Annotated in this window: 31 protein-coding genes; 15 read left to right on the top strand and 16 right to left on the bottom strand. The window is 53.7% G+C overall.

The genetic code is table 11. The features are described 5' to 3' along the window. Window positions 1-2: 2 nt before the first annotated feature. Both RHJ31_RS10495 and RHJ31_RS10490 read left to right on the top strand, forming a co-directional pair. Complete coding sequence (locus RHJ31_RS10495; protein WP_190278162.1) at window positions 3-155, top strand: hypothetical protein; 153 nt, start codon at window positions 3-5, stop codon at window positions 153-155. Then, a complete protein-coding gene (locus RHJ31_RS10490; protein WP_302676544.1) occupies window positions 148-1224 on the top strand; it encodes an Era-like GTP-binding protein in 1077 nt (358 codons plus the stop codon). Before RHJ31_RS10495 ends, RHJ31_RS10490 begins: the two co-directional genes overlap by 8 nt. On the opposite strand, the gene dcd is transcribed toward RHJ31_RS10490, so the two are convergent. The 5 genes from dcd to petN form a co-directional block, all read right to left on the bottom strand. Next, the gene (gene dcd, locus RHJ31_RS10485) at window positions 1191-1772 is read right to left on the bottom strand and encodes a dCTP deaminase (protein ID WP_181496856.1); all 582 of its coding nucleotides are present in this window, start codon (window positions 1770-1772) and stop codon (window positions 1191-1193) included. The two genes, RHJ31_RS10490 and dcd, sit on opposite strands and share 34 nt — an antisense overlap. Before the next feature lie 84 nt (window positions 1773-1856). Beyond that, a complete protein-coding gene (locus tag RHJ31_RS10480; RefSeq protein WP_302676543.1) occupies window positions 1857-2120 on the bottom strand; it encodes a hypothetical protein in 264 nt (87 codons plus the stop codon). Window positions 2121-2246: 126 nt separating this feature from the next. Then, entirely contained in the window at window positions 2247-4001 is a 1755-nt protein-coding gene (gene argS, locus RHJ31_RS10475) for an arginine--tRNA ligase (protein ID WP_302676542.1), read from the bottom strand. Then, the gene (locus tag RHJ31_RS10470) at window positions 4001-4156 is read right to left on the bottom strand and encodes a hypothetical protein (RefSeq protein WP_149817663.1); all 156 of its coding nucleotides are present in this window, start codon (window positions 4154-4156) and stop codon (window positions 4001-4003) included. The genes argS and RHJ31_RS10470 overlap by 1 nt, the downstream gene beginning before the upstream one ends. Before the next feature lie 18 nt (window positions 4157-4174). Then, the gene (gene petN, locus RHJ31_RS10465) at window positions 4175-4264 is read right to left on the bottom strand and encodes a cytochrome b6-f complex subunit PetN (RefSeq protein WP_011056671.1); all 90 of its coding nucleotides are present in this window, start codon (window positions 4262-4264) and stop codon (window positions 4175-4177) included. Between the two features lie 94 nt (window positions 4265-4358). Between petN and RHJ31_RS10460 the strand changes: the two genes are divergently transcribed. Further along, window positions 4359-4826, top strand: coding sequence for an ankyrin repeat domain-containing protein (locus RHJ31_RS10460; protein WP_302676541.1), 468 nt, complete (start codon window positions 4359-4361; stop codon window positions 4824-4826). Next, window positions 4823-6607, top strand: a complete 1785-nt coding sequence (locus tag RHJ31_RS10455; protein ID WP_302676540.1) for a mechanosensitive ion channel domain-containing protein — start codon at window positions 4823-4825, stop codon at window positions 6605-6607. Before RHJ31_RS10460 ends, RHJ31_RS10455 begins: the two co-directional genes overlap by 4 nt. On the opposite strand, the gene RHJ31_RS10450 is transcribed toward RHJ31_RS10455, so the two are convergent. From RHJ31_RS10450 to lipB, 3 genes are all read right to left on the bottom strand, one after another. Next, window positions 6604-7113: a cupin domain-containing protein gene (locus RHJ31_RS10450; RefSeq protein ID WP_302676539.1), complete on the bottom strand. Its 510-nt coding sequence runs from the start codon at window positions 7111-7113 to the stop codon at window positions 6604-6606. The two genes, RHJ31_RS10455 and RHJ31_RS10450, sit on opposite strands and share 4 nt — an antisense overlap. Continuing rightward, window positions 7094-8077, bottom strand: a complete 984-nt coding sequence (locus tag RHJ31_RS10445) for an RNA polymerase sigma factor, RpoD/SigA family (protein WP_315862953.1) — start codon at window positions 8075-8077, stop codon at window positions 7094-7096. Before RHJ31_RS10445 ends, RHJ31_RS10450 begins: the two co-directional genes overlap by 20 nt. 220 nt (window positions 8078-8297) lie before the next feature. Then, entirely contained in the window at window positions 8298-8978 is a 681-nt protein-coding gene (lipB, locus tag RHJ31_RS10440; protein ID WP_206201412.1) for a lipoyl(octanoyl) transferase LipB, read from the bottom strand. A gap of 160 nt (window positions 8979-9138) precedes the next feature. On the opposite strand from lipB, the gene hpf reads away from it, so the two are divergent. After that, window positions 9139-9756, top strand: coding sequence for a ribosome hibernation-promoting factor, HPF/YfiA family (hpf, locus tag RHJ31_RS10435; RefSeq protein WP_302676538.1), 618 nt, complete (start codon window positions 9139-9141; stop codon window positions 9754-9756). Between the two features lie 58 nt (window positions 9757-9814). Here hpf and RHJ31_RS10430 read toward each other — a convergent pair whose 3' ends face one another. From RHJ31_RS10430 to RHJ31_RS10420, 3 genes are all read right to left on the bottom strand, one after another. Next, window positions 9815-10321, bottom strand: coding sequence for a hypothetical protein (locus tag RHJ31_RS10430; RefSeq protein WP_302676537.1), 507 nt, complete (start codon window positions 10319-10321; stop codon window positions 9815-9817). Window positions 10322-10406: 85 nt separating this feature from the next. Continuing rightward, window positions 10407-11099, bottom strand: coding sequence for a HEAT repeat domain-containing protein (locus RHJ31_RS10425; protein WP_206201415.1), 693 nt, complete (start codon window positions 11097-11099; stop codon window positions 10407-10409). Window positions 11100-11251: 152 nt separating this feature from the next. Continuing rightward, window positions 11252-11383, bottom strand: a complete 132-nt coding sequence (locus RHJ31_RS10420; RefSeq protein WP_149817644.1) for a photosystem II protein Y — start codon at window positions 11381-11383, stop codon at window positions 11252-11254. Between the two features lie 140 nt (window positions 11384-11523). Between RHJ31_RS10420 and RHJ31_RS10415 the strand changes: the two genes are divergently transcribed. Then, the gene (locus tag RHJ31_RS10415) at window positions 11524-12720 is read left to right on the top strand and encodes a pentapeptide repeat-containing protein (RefSeq protein ID WP_302676536.1); all 1197 of its coding nucleotides are present in this window, start codon (window positions 11524-11526) and stop codon (window positions 12718-12720) included. An 8-nt stretch (window positions 12721-12728) separates the two neighbouring features. On the opposite strand, the gene rodA is transcribed toward RHJ31_RS10415, so the two are convergent. Beyond that, a complete protein-coding gene (gene rodA, locus RHJ31_RS10410; RefSeq protein ID WP_206201417.1) occupies window positions 12729-13997 on the bottom strand; it encodes a rod shape-determining protein RodA in 1269 nt (422 codons plus the stop codon). A gap of 146 nt (window positions 13998-14143) precedes the next feature. On the opposite strand from rodA, the gene RHJ31_RS10405 reads away from it, so the two are divergent. Then, window positions 14144-14860 carry a pyridoxine 5'-phosphate synthase gene (locus RHJ31_RS10405; protein WP_302676535.1) on the top strand — a complete coding sequence of 239 codons (717 nt, stop codon included), beginning with the start codon at window positions 14144-14146 and terminating at the stop codon, window positions 14858-14860. On the opposite strand, the gene RHJ31_RS10400 is transcribed toward RHJ31_RS10405, so the two are convergent. Together RHJ31_RS10400 and RHJ31_RS10395 are read right to left on the bottom strand one after the other, a co-directional pair. Beyond that, window positions 14850-15311 carry a YbjN domain-containing protein gene (locus RHJ31_RS10400; protein ID WP_206201419.1) on the bottom strand — a complete coding sequence of 154 codons (462 nt, stop codon included), beginning with the start codon at window positions 15309-15311 and terminating at the stop codon, window positions 14850-14852. The two genes, RHJ31_RS10405 and RHJ31_RS10400, sit on opposite strands and share 11 nt — an antisense overlap. A gap of 25 nt (window positions 15312-15336) precedes the next feature. Continuing rightward, a complete protein-coding gene (locus RHJ31_RS10395; RefSeq protein ID WP_206201420.1) occupies window positions 15337-15774 on the bottom strand; it encodes a hypothetical protein in 438 nt (145 codons plus the stop codon). 195 nt (window positions 15775-15969) lie between these two features. Here RHJ31_RS10395 and RHJ31_RS10390 point away from each other — a divergent pair, with 195 nt between their 5' ends. From RHJ31_RS10390 to scpB, 6 genes are all read left to right on the top strand, one after another. After that, entirely contained in the window at window positions 15970-16578 is a 609-nt protein-coding gene (locus tag RHJ31_RS10390; protein WP_302676534.1) for a DUF3038 domain-containing protein, read from the top strand. Next, complete coding sequence (locus RHJ31_RS10385) at window positions 16578-17252, top strand: DUF4335 domain-containing protein (RefSeq protein WP_302676533.1); 675 nt, start codon at window positions 16578-16580, stop codon at window positions 17250-17252. The genes RHJ31_RS10390 and RHJ31_RS10385 overlap by 1 nt, the downstream gene beginning before the upstream one ends. A 65-nt stretch (window positions 17253-17317) precedes the next feature. Further along, complete coding sequence (locus RHJ31_RS10380) at window positions 17318-17851, top strand: gamma carbonic anhydrase family protein (RefSeq protein WP_302676532.1); 534 nt, start codon at window positions 17318-17320, stop codon at window positions 17849-17851. Window positions 17852-17968: 117 nt separating this feature from the next. Continuing rightward, window positions 17969-18994: a phosphate acyltransferase PlsX gene (plsX, locus tag RHJ31_RS10375; protein ID WP_206201423.1), complete on the top strand. Its 1026-nt coding sequence runs from the start codon at window positions 17969-17971 to the stop codon at window positions 18992-18994. Continuing rightward, the gene (locus tag RHJ31_RS10370) at window positions 18994-19983 is read left to right on the top strand and encodes a beta-ketoacyl-ACP synthase III (protein ID WP_302676531.1); all 990 of its coding nucleotides are present in this window, start codon (window positions 18994-18996) and stop codon (window positions 19981-19983) included. The genes plsX and RHJ31_RS10370 overlap by 1 nt, the downstream gene beginning before the upstream one ends. A gap of 2 nt (window positions 19984-19985) precedes the next feature. Continuing rightward, window positions 19986-20495 carry an SMC-Scp complex subunit ScpB gene (gene scpB / locus RHJ31_RS10365; RefSeq protein ID WP_302676530.1) on the top strand — a complete coding sequence of 170 codons (510 nt, stop codon included), beginning with the start codon at window positions 19986-19988 and terminating at the stop codon, window positions 20493-20495. Here the strand turns inward: scpB and RHJ31_RS10360 are convergent. Both RHJ31_RS10360 and RHJ31_RS10355 read right to left on the bottom strand, forming a co-directional pair. Continuing rightward, complete coding sequence (locus tag RHJ31_RS10360) at window positions 20467-21345, bottom strand: FHA domain-containing protein (protein WP_302676529.1); 879 nt, start codon at window positions 21343-21345, stop codon at window positions 20467-20469. The two genes, scpB and RHJ31_RS10360, sit on opposite strands and share 29 nt — an antisense overlap. 51 nt (window positions 21346-21396) lie before the next feature. Continuing rightward, the gene (locus tag RHJ31_RS10355) at window positions 21397-21654 is read right to left on the bottom strand and encodes a hypothetical protein (protein ID WP_310828424.1); all 258 of its coding nucleotides are present in this window, start codon (window positions 21652-21654) and stop codon (window positions 21397-21399) included. Window positions 21655-21941: 287 nt separating this feature from the next. On the opposite strand from RHJ31_RS10355, the gene RHJ31_RS10350 reads away from it, so the two are divergent. Together RHJ31_RS10350 and cimA are read left to right on the top strand one after the other, a co-directional pair. Beyond that, window positions 21942-22496 (top strand): late competence development ComFB family protein, encoded by a 555-nt coding sequence (locus tag RHJ31_RS10350; protein WP_302677813.1) that lies wholly within the window; start codon window positions 21942-21944, stop codon window positions 22494-22496. Continuing rightward, window positions 22493-24103, top strand: a complete 1611-nt coding sequence (gene cimA / locus RHJ31_RS10345; RefSeq protein WP_302676527.1) for a citramalate synthase — start codon at window positions 22493-22495, stop codon at window positions 24101-24103. The genes RHJ31_RS10350 and cimA overlap by 4 nt, the downstream gene beginning before the upstream one ends. Window positions 24104-24139 lie beyond the last annotated feature (36 nt).

The raw sequence follows: 24139 nt of genomic DNA, 5'->3' as shown, positions 1-24139 counted from the left end.
CTATGGGGATTGCGATCGCCAGCTTTATTATTTTGTTCCTGCTCAGCGAAGCCGTATTGCACCTACGGCAGTGGGTAATTCCCTTTCCTGTCGTCTTAATTGCTGCGGTTGGTTTAGTGGTGGCCTCCAATTGGTCGCTCCTTCGCCGTGAGTAGCCTCCCTATCCTAGACATAACGGCTAAATGTCTAGAGGAACTTCTCGCGTGGCATCAGGTGCACCATCCGCAATTGAGTGCCCAATGGCAGCCCCTCTATGAGTTGCGCGATCGCCTCCACCAGAGTGCATGGCACATTGTTGTCTTGGGTCAAGTGAGCCGCGGCAAGTCCGCCCTTTTGAATGCCCTCTATGGCGAAGCGATTTTTCCCGTGGGCGCCCTTCATGGCACGACTCGATGGCCGCGAACGGTTCGCTGGCACTGTCAAGATCAAATCGTCGATCTCACGGATACCCCTGGGCTGGATGAAGTCGCGGGTAGTAACCGCGAAAGCATGACATGGAGTGCCGTTGAGACTGCCGATCTTGTCCTTTTTGTGACCCAAGACAGCCTTACCCCCGTCGAATGCCAAGCCCGCGATCGCCTAAACACCCTTAGGATTCCCCACAAGCTCATTCTCACCAAGGCGGATCTCTACCCGCCAATGGCCGAAGGTATTGCCGTGAGCAGCACAACAGGTCAAGGCATTCCAGAACTGCGACAGCTTCTTCAGCAGTGGTTACAACAGGAGGCTCCCCAAGCCCGTGCCCTGCGAATTCTCCACCAAGCCAGCCAAGTTGAACAGAACCTCGGGGCAGCTCTTGGCACGCAAAACACGTCGGCATGGTCTTGGTTAACCGCACAGATGGTGGGTAGTGCCCTACTGCCGGGGGGATTTTTCGATGTCGTGCTGGCGATAGTCAGTACCCTTGCCTATATCCGCAAAGCGTGCCAAGCCTATGCCGTGCCCTTTCCCCTACCGGCCTTTGGGAGTCTGAGTCAGTTTGTCTTACTGTGGTATGCGGCGATTTATCTTTCCAGTTGGCAAGGCTTGACCTTCGGCAGTGAACTCTGGGGAGTCAATACGACTGTTGTCCTCCAGGGGGGAGTGATCTTCTGGGGCTACCAACAGATTCGCCGCCGCCTAGACCCCTATCTTCAGCAGGGCTATCAATGGGGACACCATGGACCCCAACGGCTGTTGCAGCAACTCACTCAAACCCGTGCCAATGTGACGGCCTCCGGCTGATCTTGGTATTTGCCCCGCCGCGTTTCATAACTGACATCGCAGGGTTCACCCTCAAAAAAAAGCAATTGCACCACTCCCTCATTGGCGTAGATGCGACAGTCTGCACTGGAAGAATTTGAGAATTCTAAGGTCAGATGGCCTCGCCAGCCCGCCTCTGCCGGTGTCAGGTTAGCAATAATCCCCGCACGGGCATAGGAGCTTTTACCAATACACAGAACCGTGACATTTTCAGGAACCTGTAGGCGTTCTAGCGCCACCCCAAGACCGTAGGAATGGGCGGGCAAAATAAAGAAGGCACCATTGGCATCTTCATGGAGGGGCGCAGATTCCAGATTTGCCGGGTTAAAGTTTTTGGGATCCACCACCGTCCCCGGCACATGGCGAAAGATACGAAACTCCTTCGGGCTGAGGCGAATATCGTAACCGTAGGAAGAAAGGCCAAAACTAATCACGGGCTGCTCAGCCACCCGCCGCACCAGTGTCGGTTCAAAAGGCTGAATCATGCCCTGAGCCGCCATGGCTCGAATCCAAATATCATTTTTAATCATTGTGCTGTCGCGATCGCACAAACAACCAATGTATCTTACAGCTCTTTTCCCATGAATAGAACAGGCTCAACACTGTGAAGAGACTTAACGCTTTGCTTCCCACTGACCCCAGCGATAGCCGAGTTCAAACCAGATCAGCGAATTCACAAAATAGATCGCGACCACCGTTAACCCTTGCCATAGTTGACCCAACTCAGGCCAAAGCCACGGCAATAGACCCAAACCCACGGCGATACCCCCTAGCAGACCGAGACCTGTCCCCCCTGCCATGACGAACATGATGAACAAAGCGCCCAGTTCTAGGCTGTTGGGTAACTCACGGCGAAATAGCCGAAAATAAAACTGCATGAGATACATGTGCGGCCATATCAGCAGGAAAATCACCGCCAGCAAAAGGTTAGAGAACAGGCTTCCCTCACTCTAGAAAATTCCAGAAACAACAGTGGTGCTGCGCCCCAGTATAGCGAGAAGGCGCTAAATCCGATCCAAAACCCGAATCCCCAGTAGGGATAGTCCTAGCTTCAGGGTCTGAGCAGTAAGATAGGCAAGGGTGAGACGGGATTGCTTCGTTGGCTCAGTTGCCGAGAGGATGGGACAGCGATCGTAGAACTGGTTGAAAAGCTGGCTCAGTTCAAAGAGGTATTGGCAGAGGCGGTTGGGCAATAGCTCAGCGCTCACAAGGTCGAGGGTTTCCTCCAGTTGCACAAGGTGCTTGGCCAAGTTTTGCTCTGTTTCATCCTCTAGGAAAAGGGGGGTATCTGGTGAGAGGGTGCGCCAATCAATGTCGCCGCGCCGTGTCAGTCCTTGGACACGCACATAGGCATAGAGCAAATAGGGAGCAGTATTCCCCTGTAGGGAGAGCATCTTGTCGTAGCTAAAGACGTAGTTACTGTTGCGGTTTTGGCTAAGATCTGCGTATTTGACAGCACCGATACCGATCGCCCGTGCCACGGTGTCAATGAATTCTGGAGATTCACGACGGCCTTCAGTGGCAAGGCGCTGTTCTAAATCCGCTCGACTGCGGGCGATCGCCTCCGTCAACAAATCCATCAGGCGAATCGTTTCCCCAGAACGGGTTTTCAAGCGTTTGCCATCTTCCCCCAACACTAAGCCAAAGGGGACATGGGTTAACGTGACATGGGGCGGCACCCAACCCGCGCGCTGCGCCACTTGAAAGACTTGGGCAAAGTGGGTGGACTGCCCAACATCGGTAACATAGATAATCCAATCTGCTCGGTCTTTGTCAATGCGGTAGCGCAGGGCGGCTAAATCCGTGGTTGCGTAGTTGTAGCCCCCATCGGACTTCTGAATAATTAAGGGTTGGGGCTGCCCCTCTTTATTGGTGAAACCTTCCAAGAAGACGACCTTTGCCCCCTGATCCTCCACCACGAGGCCAAGAGCGGCTAAGTCCTCAATCACCGCGGGCAAAAAGGGATTGTAGAAGGACTCCCCTCGTTCGGTGAGTTCAATATCCAGCAGATCGTAGATCTTTTGAAACTCGCGGCGGGATTGCTCACACAGCAGTTGCCAAGCGCGGCGACTCTGTTCTTCTCCCTGCTGGAGTGCCACCACCTGCTGCCGTGCCTTCTGCTGAAAGTTTGGATCGCTGTCAAAGCGTTGCTTGGCCTTTTTGTAGAATGTCACCAAGTCACCTAAGTCAAGGGCATTGGCGGTTGTGAGGGCGTCGGGATAAACCTCCTCAAGGTAGGCAATGAGCATGCCAAACTGCGTTCCCCAGTCCCCCACATGGTTGAGCCGCAGGACATTGTGGCCTTGAAACTCCAGAATGCGGGCAATGCAGTCACCAATAATCGTGGAGCGCAGGTGACCCACGTGCATTTCCTTGGCAATGTTGGGGCTAGAAAAATCAACCACCACCCGGCGTGGCTCTCGCGCTGGCGGAATGCCCAAGCGATCGCTCCCAATAGCGGCTTGCAGGCTGCGCGCCAGAAAGTCTGGCTTGAGACGAAAATTGAGAAAGCCCGGACCAGCAATTTCGACGGGTTGACAGAGATCCTCAACATTGAGATGTGCCACCACCTCTTGGGCTAGCTCACGGGGTGCTTTGCCCACCTGCTTGGCGAGGCTCAGGCAAACATTGGATTGATAGTCGCCAAACTTGGCTTGACTGGCCGGCAGCAGGAGCGGCTGGGGATAGGTATCTAAAGGAAGTGCGGTTTGCAGGGCACTGAGGAGGCGATCGCCCAAAAGCCGTAGAGGAGCAACCATTAACGCTTGCGCCCCCGTCGTTGTTCTTTTTGCTCTGCTTGCAGCCGCCGGCGATCGCGCCACTCCGCAAAAGTCAGATAGCCAATGCCACCAGTGACGACAATCAGCAGCAGCAAGGCCACCAGAACCAGAAGATCCGCCAATGAAACCGTCATTGCCCCAGTCCTAGGTGGCTACATGCCGTGGCGACCCCACACCACAAAGGCGATCGAGAGCGTAAAGACACTGAGAACACCCACCCAACCGAGCGTGATAATATCCATTGCATGCGATCCTAAACTCAATGCAGACCTCATTTTAACTCAGATAGATTATCTTTTCTTTATTAGAGGCAGGCTACAGGCAATGACGCAGGGGATGACAGCAATTGAAACCGCCATTGAGCAAGGAGACCTGACCGCTGTCCAGGAGGCGATCGCCAACGGTATCGAGTTGAAAACGGAAGCGCTGGCACTGGCAGCAGAACTGGGGCACACGGAGATTGTCAATGCCCTGATTGTCGCCGGCGTCGATGTTAACCAAGGGGACAGCGAGGGTTGGACACCATTGATGGCTGCTGCCGGCGGTGGACATACCGCCATTGTGGAGAAACTGTTAGCCGCCGGTGCCAATGTCAACGCTCAAACGACCTTTGGTTTGACCCCCTTAATGGCCGCAGCAGCCAAAGGAGAGACGGCTACGGTCAAACAACTGATTGCAGCAGGTGCAGATCTCAACGCCAAGGATCAGAATTCTTGGACAGCTTTGGTGTGGGCGTTGGATGGAAAACATGCCGACGTGGTGGCAGTCATTAAAGCCGCTCGCGCACAATCTTTAGGACCATGATGAAGTACCTCAGTTTATTTTTAGCAGCAGCCCCTTCAAGTATTCTCATTGCTCAACTGGCGCGAACTCAACGGCTGCGGGTCGCGTTCATTGAAGCGGCTCAAATTGTGGGGATTGTTGGCATTGCGATGCTCACGGACTGGCTGCTGCTGAACTTGGGGATTCATCAACTGCAACAGCGGCTTGACCAAAAAGCCAGCCAACAATCCCAGCCTTGGCTCTCCCTTGGCGCTAGTCTATTGCGCCTGACGCTGCGGATTTTACTCTGGGCACTCGTTTTATCTTGGATTCTGCAATCGGTTCAAAGTCTTTCCCCTTGGCATGAGCGCATCGATAGCACGATTCAGTTTCTCCTCAAACGGGTGGCCGTGGTGTTTAACACCCCCTTTATGGAGTTGGGGCGGACGCAAATTACCCTAAACTTTCTCTTTTTAATTCTCTTTCTCTCCCTCGCAGTGATTTTTACCTCCCGCTGGGTGAGCGAGTGGCTCAAGAGTCGGATTCTCATGCAGTTACGGGTGGATCGCGGTAGCCAAGAAACCATCACCCGTGTGGTTAGCTATAGCCTCAGCTTTATTGGCTTTATTGTTGTTCTACAAACCGCGGGCATTGACCTCAGTTCCCTGACGGTGTTAGCGGGGGTCTTGGGGATCGGTTTTGGTTTTGGTTTGCAAACCCTCGCCAGTAACTTTATTAGCGGTTTAGCGATTTTGTTGGAACATCCGATTAAAGTCGGCGATTTTATTGAAGTGGATGGCCTGCTGGGCACGGTGGAGAAAATTTCAATTCGCGCTACGATTATCCGCACCAACGATAGCCAGTACGTGATTGTCCCCAACAACCGCTTTATTGAAAAGAACGTCGTTAACTGGAGTTACGGTAGTCCCGATAGCCGTATCCATATCCCTGTGAGTGTCGCCTATGGCAGTGATACGGTTCTGGTGACCGAAGCGCTCCTCAGTGCCGCCCGTCAGGATCCGCGCGTCCTGCTCACCCCACCCCCCAGCGTTTGGTTTCGCGGTTTTGGCGAGAATGCCTACCTCTTTGAACTACTGGTGTGGATTAACCGCCCCCAAGATTCTGAACCCATTAAAAGCGCCCTCAATTTTCTCATTGAGCAGGAATTACGGCAGCGGCAGATTGAAGTGCCTTTTCCCCAGTTGGATTTGCGGTTGCGCGACTTGGGGGAACTGCGCTCCTTGGCTCATTACTACCACCGTTCTGTGGCCAGTGTGCCCGAAACCGCAGCGGTGAGTGAGCCAGTAGCGCCTGAAATGGTCAAAACCGAACCCTCCCTTGCTGATCTACTGCGCAATATCAGTTGCTTTTCCTGCTGTTCCAATGCGGAATTGCAAATGCTGATTGAGTTGGGCAATCGTCAATTTTATGGTGTGGGGGAAATTATCTGCTCTGAGGGCGATCCGGGGGATGCCTTTTACATTGTCCTTGAGGGATCAGTGGAAGTGCGCTCTGAGCAGTTGGATCAAATCTTAGCCACCCTCTATGAGGGCGATTTCTTTGGCGAAATTTCAGTGCTAACGGGAATGCCGCGATCGGCCACAGTGCGGGCGTTAGAAGAAACAGTTCTATTTGTGGTGCATCGCTCAGCCGTACAACGACTGCTGCAAGCCCAGCCCCAATTGGCGGAAGAGATTGCCCATGAACTTGCCGCGCGACAACAGGTGCTTCAAGAACTCGGCCTCGTGAACTCCCAAGAAATCAAAAGCCTGCCCCCCTTGCAGTGGATTCGTCGCCGCTTGCAAACGCTCTTTAATGTCTAGGGCGTCAAGCGTTCAATTAATCTCTGGTGCTGAGGAAACTGCTGCTGCAATTGCTGGCGATCGCCCAATTCAAAATCGCGAAAGTCAAATCCCGGCGCCACCGTACACCCCACAAGACTAAAACTGTCTGGCGCATCCACCGTTGCTCCAAACCATGCTCCCGCTGGTACCACCTGTTGCCATTGCTCCCCCTGATCGATATTCATCCCCAAGCGCAGGGGCTGATACTTGCCCGTTGGTAGAATCACATGAATCGTTAGGCTACTGCCCGTGTAAAAGTGCCACAGTTCATCACTGGCAATGCGGTGCAGTCGTGAACAAGCTGTGGAGGGGAGCAAAAAGTAAATACTCGTACAGTAGGGGCGATCGCCCCCCTGAAAGCCTGAAGGCAAAACCGCTGCGGGAATACTCCCTGCTGAGCGATAGACCTCACGGAAATAGCCCCCCTCTGGATGGGGTTGCAGATCAAGCGCCTCAATCCACGCCTTAGCTGGCCAAGTATTCATACATTTGCTGGCGCCGCCGCCGCAGGTGATCGAGGGCTTGCCGCTCCAGTTGCCGCACCCGTTCACGGCTGAGGTTGAGTTGCTCACCCACCTTGGCAAGGGACAGTTCTTGGCCATCCCCCAAGCCGTAGCGCAGGGTGAGGACTTGCCGTTGTTGCGGGGTAAGTTCCGCCAGCCACAGGTTGACATCATCGCGGAGGGACTCCACCGTGGTAAATTGCTCTGGCGAAAGACTGTCATCCTCCAGCAATTCACCCAGTTCAGTGTCCTGATTGTCCCCAACGCGCAGATCAAGGGAAACGGGTTGGCGCGCTAAGGTTAGGTACTCGCGGATTTGCTCTGGTTCCAATTCCAACGCCGCAGCTACCTCAGCTGGGGTGGCACTGCGTCCCAATTTTTGCGCCAATTCGCGTTGGGTGCGTTTGATCTTGTTCAGCTTCTCAGTGATATGGATGGGCAGCCGAATGGTTCGCCCCTGTTGGGCGATCGCCCGCGTAATGGCCTGACGAATCCACCAGTAGGCATAGGTAGAGAACTTATAGCCGCGCGTGGGATCAAACTTTTCCACACCGCGTTCAAGGCCAAGGGTGCCCTCTTGCACCAAGTCCAGCAATTCAAGGTTGCGTTTTTGATACTTCTTGGCCACCGAAACCACCAGCCGTAGGTTGGCTTCAATCATTTTTTGCTTGGCGCGTTCGCCGCGCTTAAGGAGATTGCGCAATTCCGCCGGCGTGAGATGAGAGGCCGCCGCCCATTCTTCAAAGGTTGGTTCACGTCCCAGTTCCTTGGTGAGAGCCTCGCGTTTTTCCCGCAGTGCCATCATTTGCTGCACTTGTTTACCCAGAATAATTTCCTGCTCATGGGTCAGCAGCGGCACGCGTCCAATTTCCTGTAGGTAGGTGCGCACCATATCGGTGCTAACAGTGGGTGTAGGGGATGGGGTTTTGGAAGCGGAGTTCATCATAGCAGCACAGATTCTAAACAGTATTTGGCAAGGAAGAATGTAGATAAAAGATTTATCGCGATGAAGATGACGACTCGCACTGATAAAGCTGAGGTTCCTATAGCGTTAGCCTAGCAGGTGAGAGGGAGTTGGCCTGTATCCTAATCTACTTAGACTTAAATTGTGCCCCGAAAGTTGCCAATTCATAACAGCCGATTCCTGAAATAAAGATTAAAGTTTGTCAACTAGAGATGGGGATCAGGAGATCGGCAAGGGCTTTAGGGGCAAATTCGAGGGCAAAAACACGGCCAAAGGCCGTCACAAACTGCTGGCGCACCTCCTCTAGGGTAATGTTGGCACAAAACTGCCGTAGGTTCCCGACGGGGCGATCGCCAATGCCACAGGGGACAATGCGCCCAAAGCCCTTTAGATCGTTCACCACATTGAGGGCAATGCCGTGGAAGGTAATCCAGCGGGTCACCTTGATCCCAATTGCGGCCACCTTGTACCCCTCTACCCAAACACCTGTAAGGCCAGCGACGCGCTCCCCTTTAATGCCATAGTGCCCTAGGGTTTGAATCACGACTTCCTCCAACTGGTGGAGATACCAATGCAAATCGCAGCGGTGGCGGCGTAAATTCAAAATCGGGTAGGCCACCAATTGGCCGGGGCAGTGGTAGGTGACATCGCCTCCGCGCTCAATGCGCAATACCTCAATGCCCGTAGCCACAGGATCAAAGTGAAGGTGGGCGGTGGTTGCCCCTTGACCAAGGGTGTAGATGGGGGGATGCTCCAAAGTGAGCAGGACATCTCGGGCAGTGGGATTGTGGCAGCGCTCAGCCACCAGTTGCTGTTGCCAGCGCCAAGCATCGCGGTAGGGAATGATCCCCAAGGCACAATGCCAACCAAGGGCAGTTTTCATAGGGGGTGCCAGATTGTCAAGAGCTAGAGGATAAGAATTATCACAGAACACGAATAAAGGTGAAGAGCGGCAGCACACCCTGTAATCGCCGATACGGAGATGTTAGGGTGGAAGTAGATCAGCCTTAGATGTATCTGTTTTGCTCAGGGGAGGCAACCCTATGAGGCTAGTGATTCATGGTAAAAACATTGATATTACGGATGGCATTCGCAGCTATGTGAACCAAAAAATTGAGCGAGCCACCCATCATTTCCAAAATGTGATTAATGAAGTTGATGTGCATCTTTCCGTTGCCCGTAACCGTAGCACCGCTCCCAAACAAACTGCTGAAGTGACCCTCTTTGTCAATGGCTCCATCATTCGCGCCGAAGAAAGCAGTGAAAATCTCTACGCCAGTATTGATCTCGTTGCCGACAAAATTGCCCGCAAACTCCGTAAACTCAAAGAAAAACGCCAAGACAAGTCCCGCGCTAAAGACACCAATAGTGTGGTGGAACCTGCAGTGGTGACCGATTTAGTGGGCGATCGCACCCCCCAACTGCCCGAACAAGTCGTGCGCATGAAATACTTTGCCATGCCCCCCATGAGTATCCAAGAAGCCCTTGAGCACCTAGAAATGGTGGATCACGACTTCTATGTCTTCCGCAATCGCGATACGGGAGAAATTAACGTGGTCTATGAACGCAATCATGGGGGCTATGGCGTCATTCAACCCCGCCCCACCTCCCAAGAAAATCATCACCCTGCGGCTAAACCCATAGCTAAGGCAGCACCCTAGAACCACACTCAAACAGCAATCACAAAAGGGATGCCCTCTGCCTCTGGTTTTCCTGCTGCTAGGGGCGGAGGGTGAGTTGCCACTCTTGGGTCTGGCGATCGCGCTGAAGTTCGCTATTTTCACCAATCACATAGGGCCCCCAGTAGCGTTTGGAGCCATCAAGGGTAAAGGCCAAGACAATATCCCCCGATTGGAGGGTGAGCTTACCTTCGGGCAGCGTTAACAGTAATCCCTTAATATTGCCTTCCATAGGAGCAAAATCCCAGTGAACGGCGCCCTGATCAGGATGGGCGCGATCGCGGGCAGCGAGCAACACCACGCGCACCGGAAAGGCCGTTTGATTACTGATGCGTAGCCCATTCGGTTGCGGGTTGGCTGGCGTTTGGGGAGGGGGTAAGGGCTGAACAGTAGTGGTTTCTGGTTCTGCCTCGACAATGGGGGGCGGTTGGGTCAGCAGGTCTGGCTCCCACCAGAGCGCAAAATGTAGTTGTGAAAGAATAATCGCACCCACCACCCCGACCAGCACTGCCACGAGGTAAGGAAGAAATTTAATTCGGATAGACATAGAGATAGGTTACTGCGGATGCCGCGCCTTTCTTTCCAGTTTAGAGAGTTGTGGCAGAAACCGCAGTGGGCAAAAAAGTTTGATCTCAATTGCCAGGGCCCTGAACTTCGGAGGAAAGTCGCTCTTGCAAGCGTTGCAAAGAAATCTGTGCTGCCGTCGCCACATGGGGATGCTCATCTTTAGCGAGGTATTCCAAAGCGGCTTGGGTTTTCGGGCTAGGGAGATTGCCCAGAGCTTCAGCGAGCCGTTGCCGTACCAACCAATCCTCTGTGGTCACAAAGGGCAAAATATCTTCGACAACACTGGGATCGCCAATTTCCCCCAGAGCGGCGATCGCCCCTTGGAGCATCACGACTTCCTGACTTTTCAGCGCCGAGCGCAATACATCCACCGCGCGGGGATCCTTAAGATTGCCCAGCGCCACAGCAGCACTAAAGCGCACTAACCAATCGGTGTCTTCATAAAAGGCGCGCACTAGCGGTTCAAAGGCACGCCCATCTTCGAGATAGCCCAAGGCACCCGCAGCATCGGCACGAATACCATAATCCGGTTCACTCTCGAGCAACTGCACCAGAATGTCAAAGCACTCCGGTGTGGATTTAACCCCAAGGGCAAACACAGCCATTGAGCGAATCTGTAGATTTTCGTCCCAAAGGACTTTTTTAATCAGGGGTACGGCATCCGCAGAGGGGACATCCCGTAGCGCGGCTAGCGCCAGCAGGCGATCGCGGGAATTGGGACTTTCCAGTTGATGGGCAAGCTGTTCGAGGGAGGGCATAGCAGTAACCTGAAAACTAATTTACAAAAATTAACAATATACTTCCTATTATAAAAAAGTCTCCCCAAAGTAAAACCAAGATCACACTCAGTCTGGTTCCTTGGGGAGCGCTTGCCCAACAATTCCACAGAGGATACAGCCGTATCAATGTCCTAGGCTGCTTTGGCTTTTTGCAGGAGCTTTTGAAACTGCTTGACAGCATAGGGCAGAATGTTACGAACTGCCCAACCCGCAGCCAGTAGGACAGGTAACAGGACAATCAGGACACGCCAATCCATACCCATAACCTCCCAAAACGTTTTCTGAAAACTTTATGAATTATTGTACAGCCTTCTCTAAGGGGAGAAGGGGAACTTTCTATGGATGTAACGAAGAAAAATCTGATTATGATTGGGTTAATTCCTGAATTGTAGGCCAAATCCTGATGGGCGAAGACAAAATGACCCTCCGTGACAACCAAACGGCGGCTGCTTTGCGTCTCAGTAAAGTGTTAGCCGCTCGTAATCGTTGGCGCACGGGTTGGCAGTCTCTGCGTTCGGTGTTGATGCCGATCGCCATGGTCACTGTCTTGCTGGCTTGGGGACTCGATTGGGATGCGGTGGGTGTGGTGGCTGCTTTGGTGCTGGGGGGACTGAGTTTCCCCTTGGTCTGGACTTCGACCTATCACTGGTTTACTGAAGATCTCACGGAACAGCAACGGCAGTTCATTTTGGCCTCACTGGGCCTGAGTTTGACGGTGGTGGCACTCATTGCCATGACTGGCGCCATGGACTGGATTCGAGGACGCTTTCAAGGTACGAATTGGGATGCGGTGGGGGCACTGGCGGAGGGCTTCGGTGCTTTGGGACAAATTTTGGTGGCGCTCTTGGCCGCCTATGTGGCTTGGCGACAATACGTGATCTCGCGGGATTTGACGACGCAACAAAACCGCATTACCCAACAGCAAACGATTGACAGTTATTTCCAAGGGATTGCCGATCTCATTCTTGACGATGAGGGGTTATTGGAGGATTGGCCGCCGGAGCGGGCGATCGCCGAGGGACGCACTGCCGCCATCTTGGGGGGACTCGATGCCGAAGGCAAGGCCAAAATCATTCGCTTTTTGTCAGGCGCAAAGTTACTCTCGCCGCTGAAGCGCGATCGCCGACTGGGACGGGCGATTTTTGATGGGCTGGGTGGCTATGAGGAAGACATTGAGTATGGTGTGCGGGTGATTAACCTTGGCAGCATGCTAGCGGGCGCTGATCTCAGTGGTACCGATTTGCGCTGGACCGAATTGAGTGATGCCAATCTCACAGGCACCCTCTTTCGCAACTGTAATTTGACACGAGCCAACCTAGCAGGGGCAATTTTGCAGGGGGCGGATTTCACCAATGCCGATCTCAGTCGGGTTCGCTTCTTTTATGGCACCGCTGATCAGGCCAGCCCCCGCGATCGCCTGCATCCTCCCAACTTTCGCACTGGGGCGCAGACGGGTGCAGTGGTCGAGGATGTCAACTTTACCAATGTCAAGAACCTCTCCGAAGAACAACGCTACTATTGCTGTGCTTGGAGTGGTAGCCGTTCCCGTGAAACGATTCCCGGTGGCTGTGAGGGCATTCCGAATAAACTAGGACGCTAGCGCCTCGGTTAGTAGCGCGATCGCGGGCGATGATTCGCCACGGAGAGCACCATCCCTAAGCCAAGATAGGTCGCCAGCAGGGCTGAGCGGCCATAACTCACCAGCGGTAACGGCATTCCTGTCACGGGGAGCAGACCAATGGTCATGCCAATATTCACCACCACTTGAAACAGGATCATGGCAAATAGACCGATCGCCAGCAACGAGCCAAAGTCATGACCGGCACTATTGGCAATTTGCAATAAGCGCAAACCGATTAACCAAAAAAGGCATAGGAGAACTAAACTGCCAATGAAGCCCGTCTCCTCAGCGATCGCTGAAAAAATAAAGTCTGTATGCTGTTCGGGAATAAATCCCAACTGGGTCTGGGTGCCTTGAAAAATGCCCCGCCCCCATAGCCCACCAGCACCAATGGCAATCCGCGATTGAATCAAGTGGTAGCCAGCCCCAAGGGGATCCTTGTCGGGGTCAAGAAACATGAGAATACGGGTTTTTTGATAGTCCTTGAGCACGCTCCAAAGCAGTTGCCCCAAGCCAGCCCCCCCGAGATTGAGCACCAGCCCCCCCAAGCCACCGACCCAGCCCAAGGGCAGGCTCCGCCATGCAACGACGGCCATCGCCAGTGTCCACACCAACCAGAGAATCAGGTTCAGTTGGTAGGGCAGAGGCAGGGCAACGAGAATCGCTGCCACCAAAGGGGAAAGCATCAAGACAATCCAGCTGCCGGGGGTATTCGCCCAGTAGAGCATTGTCAATGTAATGGCAATGAAAACAAGAGACGTGCCCAAATCCGGCTGCGTCAAAACTAGGAAAAAGGGGGGGGCGGTGGCTGCAAAGACACTGAGAATGCCCTTCAGAGAGTGGCCTGAAATGCGGTGCAACAGTGCCGCTTGGGTAAGAATGAGGGAGATTTTGGCAAACTCCGAGGGTTGCAGGTTAAAGCCGCCAATCGCCAACCAGCGCTCTGCTCCCTTGGCCTCGACCCCCACGAGATCAACCGCTAGCAGCAGGGCACAGCTCAGGCCGTAGATGACCCAATGACTGCCCATAAAGACCGATTCCGGAACGCGGGCAAGGATCAGGGCAAGCATCGTACCCATCCCCCCCACCAATAAATGCTGGAGACTATCGTTTTCCTCTAGGTGTAGTTGACTACTGTGGATGAAGACCGCCCCAATGACCGTGGTTGCCCAAACAGCCCCTAACAGCAGCCAATCCACGCCTCGCCATGGATAAAACCAGCCAAAAGTCCGCCGTCGGGGTACTCGCCAAGTCATCAGCCACTGTCCTGTCTCTCCTAGGGGGTTAGTCTATCGGCTGGCTCAAAAGGTTGCAAACGACCAGCGCGGACAACCGACATGGCACCTTGCCTTGGTGTATTATCCGAAAGGTTGGGCTTCTATTCCGACAAGGAGCGATCGCAGTGGCAACCCTAGGGGTCAACATTGATCATGTGGCAACGATTCGCCAAGCGCGGCGCACAGTTGAACCCGATCCCGTAGCCGCAGCCGTTTTGGCAGAACTGGGGGGAGCTGATGGCATTACCGTACATCTGCGCGAAGATCGTCGCCATATTCAAGAGCGGGATGTGCGCCTGCTGCGGCAAACGGTACGCACCCATTTGAACCTAGAGATGGCTGCCACCTCCGAAATGGTGGCGATCGCCCTTGAGATTCGGCCAGATTACGTGACATTGGTACCTGAGCGGCGCGAAGAGGTCACCACCGAAGGGGGGCTAGATGTGGTGGGTCAGCAGGAACCCTTGACCCAAGTGGTGCAAACGTTGCAAGGCGCAGGGATTCCTGTGAGTTTATTCATTGACGCGGATCCGGCCCAACTGGAAGCCGCCGCCAAAACCACGGCTCAATTTATTGAACTGCACACTGGTCGTTATGCTGAAGCCAAGGAGGAAGCGGCGCAACAACAGGAGTTAGCAATTTTAACTCATGGTGTCCAACAAGCAAAATCCTTAGGCTTGCGGGTGAATGCAGGCCATGGCCTGACCTACACCAATGTGGGGGCGATCGCCCGCCTTGAAGGCATTGAAGAACTCAATATTGGCCACACGATTATCAGCCGCGCTGTTCTTGTGGGCATGGTGCAAGCCGTACGGGATATGAAAGCCCTCATTAGCTCTTAAACTCAGCCCTGAGGGCGTCATCATAGTCATCAGCGAGTGTCGCCACAATCGTAATTAGGCGGGAAATTTCACCCGCAGTAATTCCCCCTAGGGTGCGGGTAGCCACGACTTGGACTTGGTCTTCAGCAATGGCAAAGTGTGCCTCGAGGGTGGTGAGCCAGTTCAACGTCAGGAGCTTACGATAGAGTGCCAATTCATCCGCTACGGGCAGAGGCAGTACCGGTGACCAAATGGTGAGAAAGTCTTCCGCCGTATGGCCACTCAACTGCACAAAGACCTCGGCACTGCCATAGCGAAACATCCAAATTTTGCCACTGTCCGTTTGGCCAACGAGGGGGGCGCCCCCTTGATGGAGACTAGAAATCACCGTTTCAATAATCTCAACCGCATTTTCTAGGGGCGTGTCAAGGGATGCTGCGGGGATGGGCTGCACTTCACTGACCATGGTCATTCCTTTCGTGAATCAGGACAACTTGTTAGAGGACTTGGTGGGTGTAGGCGTGTTGTTTGACATTGTCGGCAGCGGTAACGATACGCTCGGAGTTGAGCACCCGTTTGCGTTCTGTGGAGGTATTAAAGTTGCGGTAAGTCTCGCCAAGGGGAATATGGCGGGTACTTTGGGGACGGGCAATGTAGGTGCGTGCGGCTGCTGCAAGGCGATCGCCATAGTCATCACACAGATGGGCACTGGGGGGAAACTGCTGCTGCACTTGCTGCGGATCTTGGGCTGTACCATAGGTGAGGGCATGGGCTTCACTATAAGAAGTGGGCAAGCCATGGAGCAAGGCTTCCAACGCCGCTGAGGGAATCGGCTCAATCACCTCTACGGGCTGGAGTTTTCCCTCCACCTGCACAAAACAATGAGCGAGTCCAAGCACCACATAAGCTTCTGGGGGGGGAATCTCTTGACTCATTGCAACCTCACAATCATGTGGTTCTCCTCAAGTCTAGCCTGCTTTTCGAAAAATCAGCGCAGTGGGCAACATATAAAAAGAGGCGGCAGTCGTCAGTGGAGAAACGGCTAAGATCGTTTAGGCCTATTTCACCATGAGTCCTGTCATTATTGCTGTATAGTGAGCACTCTAGAGAGTATGGAAACGGCAAACTCAATGCCAGCAACAATCGAATCCCCTGAAGTTGAGCTATTACCTCCGATGTTGGCAGCACTGCCCGACCCCCAACGGGTGAGTGTGTGTCCTCGGCGGGCACGTTGGCAATTAGACTTATTGTTGCTTGCCCTAGAGTGCGTTGATTTGCATGCCTCTGAGTTGATGTTGCAAGTGCTGCGAGAGCTGCAACTGCAAGTAATGATCCCCAATCGGGTCGTATTTTGGCAAATTCGCTGCACCAATCCCTTTCGCCAAATTACCCAGCGTACCCCCTTGCCCTTAGCGGAAACAAAGGCACTCACCGCAGTGGTTGTGCAAGTGGCGCGGCGGCAGACGGCAATCCTGCGGCATTTACTTTTGGTGTTGGATCAATTGCAGGCGCAAAATTTGCCCCCGGAAACCTATGCCCCCTTGGCGGAGTATTTAGACCGCTTTCGCCGCCATTTTCGCAAACGCATGAACCTCCAGCGATCGGGTCTCTTTCTCTACAAAAATAACCAAGCCCTCAATGAGTTGGGTCTAAAGCTGTTGGCACAACTTCTGCTCTGTGCAGGCACAAAGGGCATGGAACGCCTTTGGTTTAGTTTATTTGATGGGGAAGTAAGTTAATGCTGCTGCAACGCCAGTATTCATTGCCCAATTGCACACTGCGAATTGAAGGGCTGAGTGGTCAAGCCGGCGCAGAGCAGTTGGATATTGTCACCCTCTGCGAGTGGGAGATTATTGGCCAGAATCAGCGGGTCAAGGGCGGGAAAGAATTCCTTGTGGCATTGCTCAATAGTGTGCCCGCAGCAGCACAAACGTGGTTGAGTGGTGTTAAGTTACGGCGATCGCCCCAGTACCCGATTCAGGTCGAGATTCAGGCCTCTAATCAGGTAGTGCTGCATATTCCCCGCCAGCTATTGCAAGGCTCGCCTACAGAAAATGCCGATACCCCTGCCCAGAATGGCGCTGGTGAAACCCTAGAAGTGCAGCTCACTTGGTTGCAGCTAGCGGATTTAGTGGAGGCATTGGATCAACTCTGTAGTGATAGCCAAACACTGCCTACCCTGATACCAACATTCCATTCCCTCCCCCGGCAGGCGATCGCCCCTGCTGTGCCTTTGCGCAAACAACTGATGCCTTTGGGGATTGGCGCTGCTAGCTTAGCCGTCATGGCTGCGATCTTTTTCCATCTACCAGTGCCCGAACGCCGTCCCCCCCGCGAGGAAGCCATGCCCCCCACCCCCGAAGCCGTCACGCCCTCACCGGCACCCACGACACCAGCAACCCCGAATCCGTAAGCCCATTTCAGGCCTACCCGCAATTTGGCAACTGTCGTTTAGCTTTTTGATGCTTGGAATCAACCATGGTAATCACTGCCCCTAGTGCTTTTTGGCCCCCCGTTGCCAGCGATCGCGCTGCCTTTATTGCCCCCAATGCCACCCTTGTTGGCGATGTCCGCTTGGGTGAAGGCTGTAGCATTTGGTATGGCGCTGTTTTACGCGGTGACGTGGCGTACATCGAGATTGGTGCCCACACCAATGTTCAAGATGGCGTCATCCTCCATGGTGATCCGGGACAACCCACGATCCTTGGGGAAGAGGTGACGGTTGGGCATCGCGCGGTGATTCATGGCGCAACCGTGGAAGATGGCTGCTTAATTGGCATTGGCGCCGTGATTCTCAATGGCGTTCGAGTTGGAGCGGGCAGTATTGTCGGTGCAGGGGCAGTGGTGAGCAAAGATGTCCCCCCCCGCTCTTTGGTTGTGGGCATTCCCGCTAAGGTGGTGCGGGAAGTGAGTGACACTGAGGCCGCCGATCTACGTCAGCATGCCCGTAAGTATGAACAACTGGCCCATGTCCACAACGGCACAGGCACTGATCTAGGGTTCCATCCCTAGAAGTTGCATCCAAGGCTGTCCTACACTGATTCCGACGGTGTTGGCTGTTGGCCATTCTTAGGAAAAGGGCTGTCATCTGCTAAAATTCTGAAGGATTTTCTCGTAAGAGTTCAGCCAATGACTCGTGCACGGATTGCTGTGGATGCCATGGGGGGTGACTATGCTCCCGATGAGATTGTTGCCGGTGCCCTCAGAGCCAGTGAAGAATTAGACGCCGATATCCTCCTTGTGGGTGATCCGGTGCCCATTCAGCGCTACCTCAATGAACATGCCCCCACAGCCAAGACCCAAATTGTCGAAGCGAGTGATGTTGTGGAAATGGGGGAAGAACCCCTGACCGCCCTGAAAAAGAAACCCAAGGCCTCAATTAACGTGGCGATGGATCTGGTCAAAGCGGGTGCGGCTGATGCGGTTGTTTCCGCTGGTCACTCAGGGGCAGCGATGGCTGCGGCGCTATTGCGCTTGGGTCGACTCCCTGGCATTGATCGCCCCGCCATTGGTGCCGTCTTACCCACCCTCATCCCCGGCAAATCCGTTCTTGTCCTCGATGTCGGTGCCAATGTGGACTGCCGCCCGAAATACCTTGAGCAATTTGCGGTCATGGGTTCGATCTACAGCCAGTACGTCTTGGATGTCGAAGATCCCAAGGTGGGCTTGCTTAATATTGGTGAAGAGGACTGCAAAGGCAATGATCTGGCCCTAAAGGCACATCAACTGCTGCGGCAAAATCGCCAAATCTCCTTTTTGGGCAATGCCGAAGGCCGCGATGTCCTGTCGGGACAATTTGATGTCGTGGTCTGTGATGGCTTTGTTGGCAATGTTCTGCTTAAATTTGCTGAATCCTTGGGTAGTGTCCTCGTCCAAATTCTCCGCGAAGAGCTACCTCGGGGCTGGCGCGGGCAACTGGGTACGGCGCTGCTGCGTCCCAATCTCCGCAAAATTAAACAGCGCATTGATCATGCCGAACATGGCGGTGGCCTCCTCTTGGGCGTGGATGGCATCTGCATCATTAGCCATGGCAGTTCCCAAGCACCTTCGATTTTTAATGCCATTCGCTTGGCCAAAGAAGCGGTGGATCATCGCGTTTCAGAGCGGATTCAAGCTTGTTACCAGCATGCCGTTGCCGTTGAGGATCAGGCTTAGTGGCTGTGCAGGGCGTTAAATTTAGCGGCGTGGGCGCGGCAATCCCCCGTCAATGCTTGACCAATGCCCACCTCAGTGCCCTTGTGGATACGTCTGATGAGTGGATTCAATCCCGTACCGGCATTCAAGAACGGCACGTGGCAGCTCCTGACCAGCGCCTTGTGGATTTGGCCAGCGAAGCGGCAGGCGCAGCCCTACAGATGGCCGGCCTAGAACCCACAGCAGTCGATTTAATCATCTTGGCTACCTCTACGCCCGATGATCTCTTTGGCACCGCCTGCTTGGTGCAAACTCGCATTGGTGCGCTAAATGCCGTGGCCTTTGACTTAACGGCTGCCTGTTCTGGCTTCCTTTTTGCCTTGGTTACGGCGGCTCAGTATTTGCGCACCGGTGCCTACCGCAGTGCCTTGGTCATTGGTGGTGATATTCTGTCGCGCTGGGTCAATTGGGGCGATCGCCGCACCTGCATTCTCTTTGGCGATGGCGCCGGCGCAATGGTGTTGCAAGCGAGTGACGTGGATCAGCTTTTGAGCTTTGAGCTGCGCAGTGATGGCCGTCTCAATGAGCACCTCACCCTTGCCTTTGCCGGAACCCCTCAATCTCTAGGGAACCATCTCGCGATCGCCCAAGGGGGCTTTGCCCCCATTGCCATGAATGGCCGTGAAGTCTATCGCTTTGCCGTCACCCAAGTTCCCGAAGTGATTGAAAAAGCTCTCCACCGCGCTGCCTGTACGGCTGAGGACATTGATTGGCTGGTGCTGCATCAGGCAAACCAACGCATTCTTGACGCTGTGGCTGAGCGTTTGGGCATTCCTCAGGAAAAGGTGATTAGCAATGTGGGGCAGTGTGGCAATACCTCAGCCGCCTCAATTCCCCTTGCCCTGACGGCTCCGATTCAACAGGGGCATATTCAACCCGGAGACTTAATTGCCACCGCTGGCTTTGGTGCGGGGTTAACTTGGGGAGCTGCCCTGTTCCGCTGGCAATAGCTATGCAAAGGGACACTGACCTGCGTACATTAACGATGCGGGTGGAGGCCATTCTCTACCTGAAGGCGCAGCCCCTCACCCTTGCTGAACTAGCAACCCTCGCCGCCACTGCTCCTGAGGCCGTTGAACTGGCACTGATTGAGCTACTCAACGACTATGCCCATCGCCAAACGGCCCTTGAAATTGTCCAAATTGACGATAGATACAGCCTGCAACTCAAGCCCGCCTTTCAAGAATTGGTTCAGTCCCTTGTCCCCGTTGAATTGGGGGTTGCGGCACAGCGCACCTTAGCCCTGATTGCTTTTCGTGGCCCCATGCGCCAAGCAGAGGTGATTGAACTGCGGGGATCCAGTGCCTACCAACACATTCAAGAACTCCTCACCCTTGGGTTTATTCAGCGGCGGCGGGATAGCCAAAGTCGCTCCTACATCCTCCAAGTCACTGAGCGCTTTCACCAGTATTTTCAGGTGGATCAACTGCCAACTATTCAGGGGGAAAGGGCGGACGATTGACATACTCACTGAGCAACTGGGAGGGCAAATCATCATTGGTCGCCAATTGCAGATTCAAGAGAGCCACTGCGAGCTTGTCTTGCTCTAGTTTGTTGCGTCCCAAGACCTTGAGAATGCGCCGTAATTGAGCCGCAATTTCTGCCCCAAACATGGTGAGATTTTCATCGGGCAGTGCGGGCAGCCAATCAATTGCCCCATGTTCTACTGCCCATTGTCGCTGCATGGGGGAAATGTGGTTGTCGTAGCGGTCAATAATGAAACTGCGCAGCTTGGGATAGGTTGCCTTGATCCAATTCAAAAGGTTACCAATATCCGGGGTTTCCAGTTGCGAATCAAGGAGCAACAGGTCAGGGTTGCGCTGCATCACGGTCACAAAATCACTAATAATGCGGCGGCTATTGATTTGCCCCGATTCAACGATAACTTCTAACCCCTGACTACGCAGCAATTCTTGCCAAATTTGTACTTGAATGCCGGGGGGTTGAATGATGAGAATGGTGGGTTGAAGGGCAAGAGGAGCATCCGGCGGGGTGGTGGAGACAGCCTCATCGGTACGAAATTCAAGGGTTGTTTTGCCGATAATAAAGCGATCGCCCGTTTTGAGGAGCGTCGGCACCTGAATCATTTGACCATTTAGCACACAGCCATTACGACTCCCCAAATCAATGAGATAATAATCGTCATTATCCAGACGCTGAATCATGGCATGGCGACGGGAAGACCAGCGATCCGCTAAAACAATTGTGCAGTCTTTACCTCGACCAATCACCCATGAATTACCTTGGGTAAGAGGGACGATATAGGTGCTGGCCTCTGTGGAGATGACCAATTGTGGATACTGTGGTAACAAGGTGACCCCTCTTCCAACTCCCTGTAGGAATAAATTCGGTCTCTCAGTCCTCTATTCAAAATGATAATCGGGACATTGAATGGCGGCTTCCGTTGCTGCCCAATCTGGATGTAGTGAACACTTGAGGCGATAGTCTCCTGAAAAGAAACGACAGCGAGAACAGGGAATTTGATGTAAGCGGCGGGCGATCGCCAGCCCTTCTTGGGTGAATTGCCACACATTCCACGCCATGATTGCCAGCAGCAGCCAAGCAACACAAAAACAAATTGGTACTAGTAATGGCTCTACGGTATGTAAAAAAGATGACAACCAAACAACCATAGGCTGCAACAGAAGAAGAAATGAGAATGATGTGGGCGACTGCTAGCCTTTAATTATTTCCTACGACAATTTTACCACTTGGCTATACAGGTATGAAGATTTCGTAGGATTTGGCAGTTCTTTGCAACAGTTCTCATCGTTATCTTAGCGTTACCGCCTTTTTCTAAAATATGGACTACCTACAGTGCAAAATTGCCCCTGCCCTTGGCAGTTCCTCGGCATATACTAAATTTGAGTGGGGGAGTGCCCCTACAGCAATTACAGCGGAAACACGTATGGGGATTCAAGAGATTGTTGAACAAGCACTGCGCAATGGTTATCTCACACCAACGCAGGAGGCAGAAGTCGGACGCATTTGCGACAAAGCCACCGAACTCTCCGTGGAAGACTATATGGCGTTGGATTGCCTTATGGGTGCTCTCTTGACGGGGCAAGTGGTGGCGGTTCCCCGCAAGCAATTTATCAACGTCATGGAAGAATTGGTGCTCACCGAGGCAATTACCCGCATTGCCGCCATTGAAGCGGAGCAAGAATGCGCCCTTGATTTGGGAGATATTGCCGCCTACGCCCTCAACCGCCTTCCCCCGCTCTACGCCACAACCGAAGAGGGCGCACAGTATCAACGCCAGCGGGCTGAAGAGGAACTCATGGATCTGATTCGCGCCCAAGTCCAAGAGGCCATTAACCGCAGCATGGCACGGCCACAATTTCATCCGGAGCGATCGGCCATCGGCAAAACCTCCGGCAAAGAGGTCTTTTCCCAAGTCAGTTCTTTGCTGCAAGCCTACGCCAATGACTATGAGCGTCCCAAGGGAGAGTCAGCACAGTGAAAATTTGGCTGTACGATACCACCCTGCGTGATGGTGCCCAGCGGGAAGGTCTTTCCCTCTCCCTCGAAGATAAACTGCGGATTGCTCGTCAACTGGATCGCCTAGGGATTCCTTTTATTGAGGGGGGCTGGCCGGGCGCCAATCCCAAGGACGTACAGTTTTTTTGGCAGTTGCAGGAAACGCCCCTCCAACAGGCAGAAATCGTTGCTTTTTGTGCTACTCGTCGCCCCGGCCGCAAGGCCGCAGAAGAGCCAATGTTTGAGCCGATTCTAGCGGCCGGTACCCGTTGGGTGACACTCTTTGGCAAATCTTGGGATCTGCATGTCACCGACGGCCTCAAGACCACCTTGGCCGAAAACTGCGCCATGATTGCCGATTCCATTCAGTTCCTGAAATCCCATGGGCGACGGGTGATCTACGATGCCGAACATTGGTTTGACGGTTACTTTGCCAACCCCGACTATGCGCTACAAACCCTTGAAACCGCTTTAGCGGCGGGTGCCGATTGGTTAGTTCTCTGCGATACCAATGGCGGTTGTCTGCCCCATCAAATTCAGGCAGTGGTCGCCGAGGTGGTGGCGCATTTTGGTGCCTTGGACTGCTTGGGCATTCACACCCACAACGATGCTGGCACAGCCGTAGCCAATGCCCTTGCGGCGGTTCAAGCGGGGGTGCAAATGGTGCAGGGAACGATCAATGGCTATGGCGAACGCTGCGGCAATGCCAATCTGTGCACCCTGATTCCCAATCTGCAATTGAAACTGGGCTATGACTGTGTCACTCCAGAGCAGCTGGCAACCCTCACAGAAGTGAGCCGCCACGTGAGTGAAATTGTCAACCTTGCCCCCGATGATCACGCGCCCTACGTGGGGCTGTCGGCCTTTGCCCATAAGGGGGGAATTCACGTCAGTGCCGTGCAGCGCAACCCCCGTACCTACGAGCATATTGAGCCGCATTGGGTGGGCAATCAACGGCGCATTATTATTTCTGAGCAGGCGGGCATCAGCAATATTTTGGCGAAAACCAGTGAACTTGGCTTTGAGTTGGATCGGCAGCATCCCCTGAGTCGGACAATTTTGGAGCGGATTAAGCATCTCGAAAGCGAAGGCTATCAATTTGAAGCGGCGGAAGCGAGTTTTGAACTCCTGATTCAGGAGGTTCTAGGGCAACGCCAGCGACCCTTTACCCTCAAGGGCTTTGATGTCTTTTGCCGCACCGATTCACGTCAACTGGAGGCCACGATTCGCAGCCAGTCTCTGGCCACGGTCAAAGTTGAAGTCAATGGGGAGGAGATGCTCACGGCGGCAGAGGGCAATGGTCCTGTCTCGGCATTGGATCAGGCGCTGCGCAAGGCCTTGATGTCCTTCTATCCAGAGATTGCCGAGTTTCACCTCACGGACTACAAGGTGCGGATTTTAGATGGCCATGCCGGCACGGCAGCCAAAACACGGGTGCTGGTGGAATCCAGTAATGGGCGCGATCGCTGGGCAACAGTGGGTGTCTCTGCCAATATCATTGAAGCCTCCTACCAAGCGGTTGCCGAAGCCCTCGAATATGGCCTACAGCGCACTCGGCGATCCCAACCGTCCCCTTTGGTGGCCTCCTGAAGCCTCTTAGACCTTGGCAAAATCCGCTAAGATCAA

It is taken from the genome of Thermosynechococcus sp. JY1331 (assembly GCF_031583475.1).
Taxonomy (GTDB): Bacteria; Cyanobacteriota; Cyanobacteriia; order Thermosynechococcales; family Thermosynechococcaceae; genus Thermosynechococcus.
The sequence above is the reverse complement of the archived record's forward strand: the minus strand, read 5'-3'. Positions and strand labels throughout refer to the sequence as shown.

Coding starts and splice junctions, on each gene's coding strand:
- RHJ31_RS10495 (WP_190278162.1), top strand. CDS start 3: ATGGGGATTGCGATCGCCAGCTTTATTATTTTGTTCCTGCTCAGCGAA.
- RHJ31_RS10445 (WP_315862953.1), bottom strand. CDS start 8,077: ATGATGAACTCCGCTTCCAAAACCCCATCCCCTACACCCACTGTTAGC.
- RHJ31_RS10420 (WP_149817644.1), bottom strand. CDS start 11,383: ATGGGTATGGATTGGCGTGTCCTGATTGTCCTGTTACCTGTCCTACTG.
- RHJ31_RS10395 (WP_206201420.1), bottom strand. CDS start 15,774: ATGAGTCAAGAGATTCCCCCCCCAGAAGCTTATGTGGTGCTTGGACTC.
- hpf (WP_302676538.1), top strand. CDS start 9,139: ATGAGGCTAGTGATTCATGGTAAAAACATTGATATTACGGATGGCATT.
- RHJ31_RS10460 (WP_302676541.1), top strand. CDS start 4,359: ATGACAGCAATTGAAACCGCCATTGAGCAAGGAGACCTGACCGCTGTC.
- RHJ31_RS10455 (WP_302676540.1), top strand. CDS start 4,823: ATGATGAAGTACCTCAGTTTATTTTTAGCAGCAGCCCCTTCAAGTATT.
- RHJ31_RS10480 (WP_302676543.1), bottom strand. CDS start 2,120: ATGCAGTTTTATTTTCGGCTATTTCGCCGTGAGTTACCCAACAGCCTA.
- plsX (WP_206201423.1), top strand. CDS start 17,969: ATGACTCGTGCACGGATTGCTGTGGATGCCATGGGGGGTGACTATGCT.
- lipB (WP_206201412.1), bottom strand. CDS start 8,978: ATGAAAACTGCCCTTGGTTGGCATTGTGCCTTGGGGATCATTCCCTAC.
- RHJ31_RS10425 (WP_206201415.1), bottom strand. CDS start 11,099: ATGCCCTCCCTCGAACAGCTTGCCCATCAACTGGAAAGTCCCAATTCC.
- RHJ31_RS10450 (WP_302676539.1), bottom strand. CDS start 7,113: ATGAATACTTGGCCAGCTAAGGCGTGGATTGAGGCGCTTGATCTGCAA.
- RHJ31_RS10430 (WP_302676537.1), bottom strand. CDS start 10,321: ATGTCTATCCGAATTAAATTTCTTCCTTACCTCGTGGCAGTGCTGGTC.
- argS (WP_302676542.1), bottom strand. CDS start 4,001: ATGGTTGCTCCTCTACGGCTTTTGGGCGATCGCCTCCTCAGTGCCCTG.
- rodA (WP_206201417.1), bottom strand. CDS start 13,997: ATGACTTGGCGAGTACCCCGACGGCGGACTTTTGGCTGGTTTTATCCA.
- RHJ31_RS10415 (WP_302676536.1), top strand. CDS start 11,524: ATGGGCGAAGACAAAATGACCCTCCGTGACAACCAAACGGCGGCTGCT.
- RHJ31_RS10350 (WP_302677813.1), top strand. CDS start 21,942: ATGGGGATTCAAGAGATTGTTGAACAAGCACTGCGCAATGGTTATCTC.
- RHJ31_RS10385 (WP_302676533.1), top strand. CDS start 16,578: ATGCTGCTGCAACGCCAGTATTCATTGCCCAATTGCACACTGCGAATT.
- dcd (WP_181496856.1), bottom strand. CDS start 1,772: ATGATTAAAAATGATATTTGGATTCGAGCCATGGCGGCTCAGGGCATG.
- scpB (WP_302676530.1), top strand. CDS start 19,986: ATGCAAAGGGACACTGACCTGCGTACATTAACGATGCGGGTGGAGGCC.
- RHJ31_RS10390 (WP_302676534.1), top strand. CDS start 15,970: ATGCCAGCAACAATCGAATCCCCTGAAGTTGAGCTATTACCTCCGATG.
- RHJ31_RS10470 (WP_149817663.1), bottom strand. CDS start 4,156: ATGACGGTTTCATTGGCGGATCTTCTGGTTCTGGTGGCCTTGCTGCTG.
- RHJ31_RS10400 (WP_206201419.1), bottom strand. CDS start 15,311: ATGACCATGGTCAGTGAAGTGCAGCCCATCCCCGCAGCATCCCTTGAC.
- RHJ31_RS10380 (WP_302676532.1), top strand. CDS start 17,318: ATGGTAATCACTGCCCCTAGTGCTTTTTGGCCCCCCGTTGCCAGCGAT.
- petN (WP_011056671.1), bottom strand. CDS start 4,264: ATGGATATTATCACGCTCGGTTGGGTGGGTGTTCTCAGTGTCTTTACG.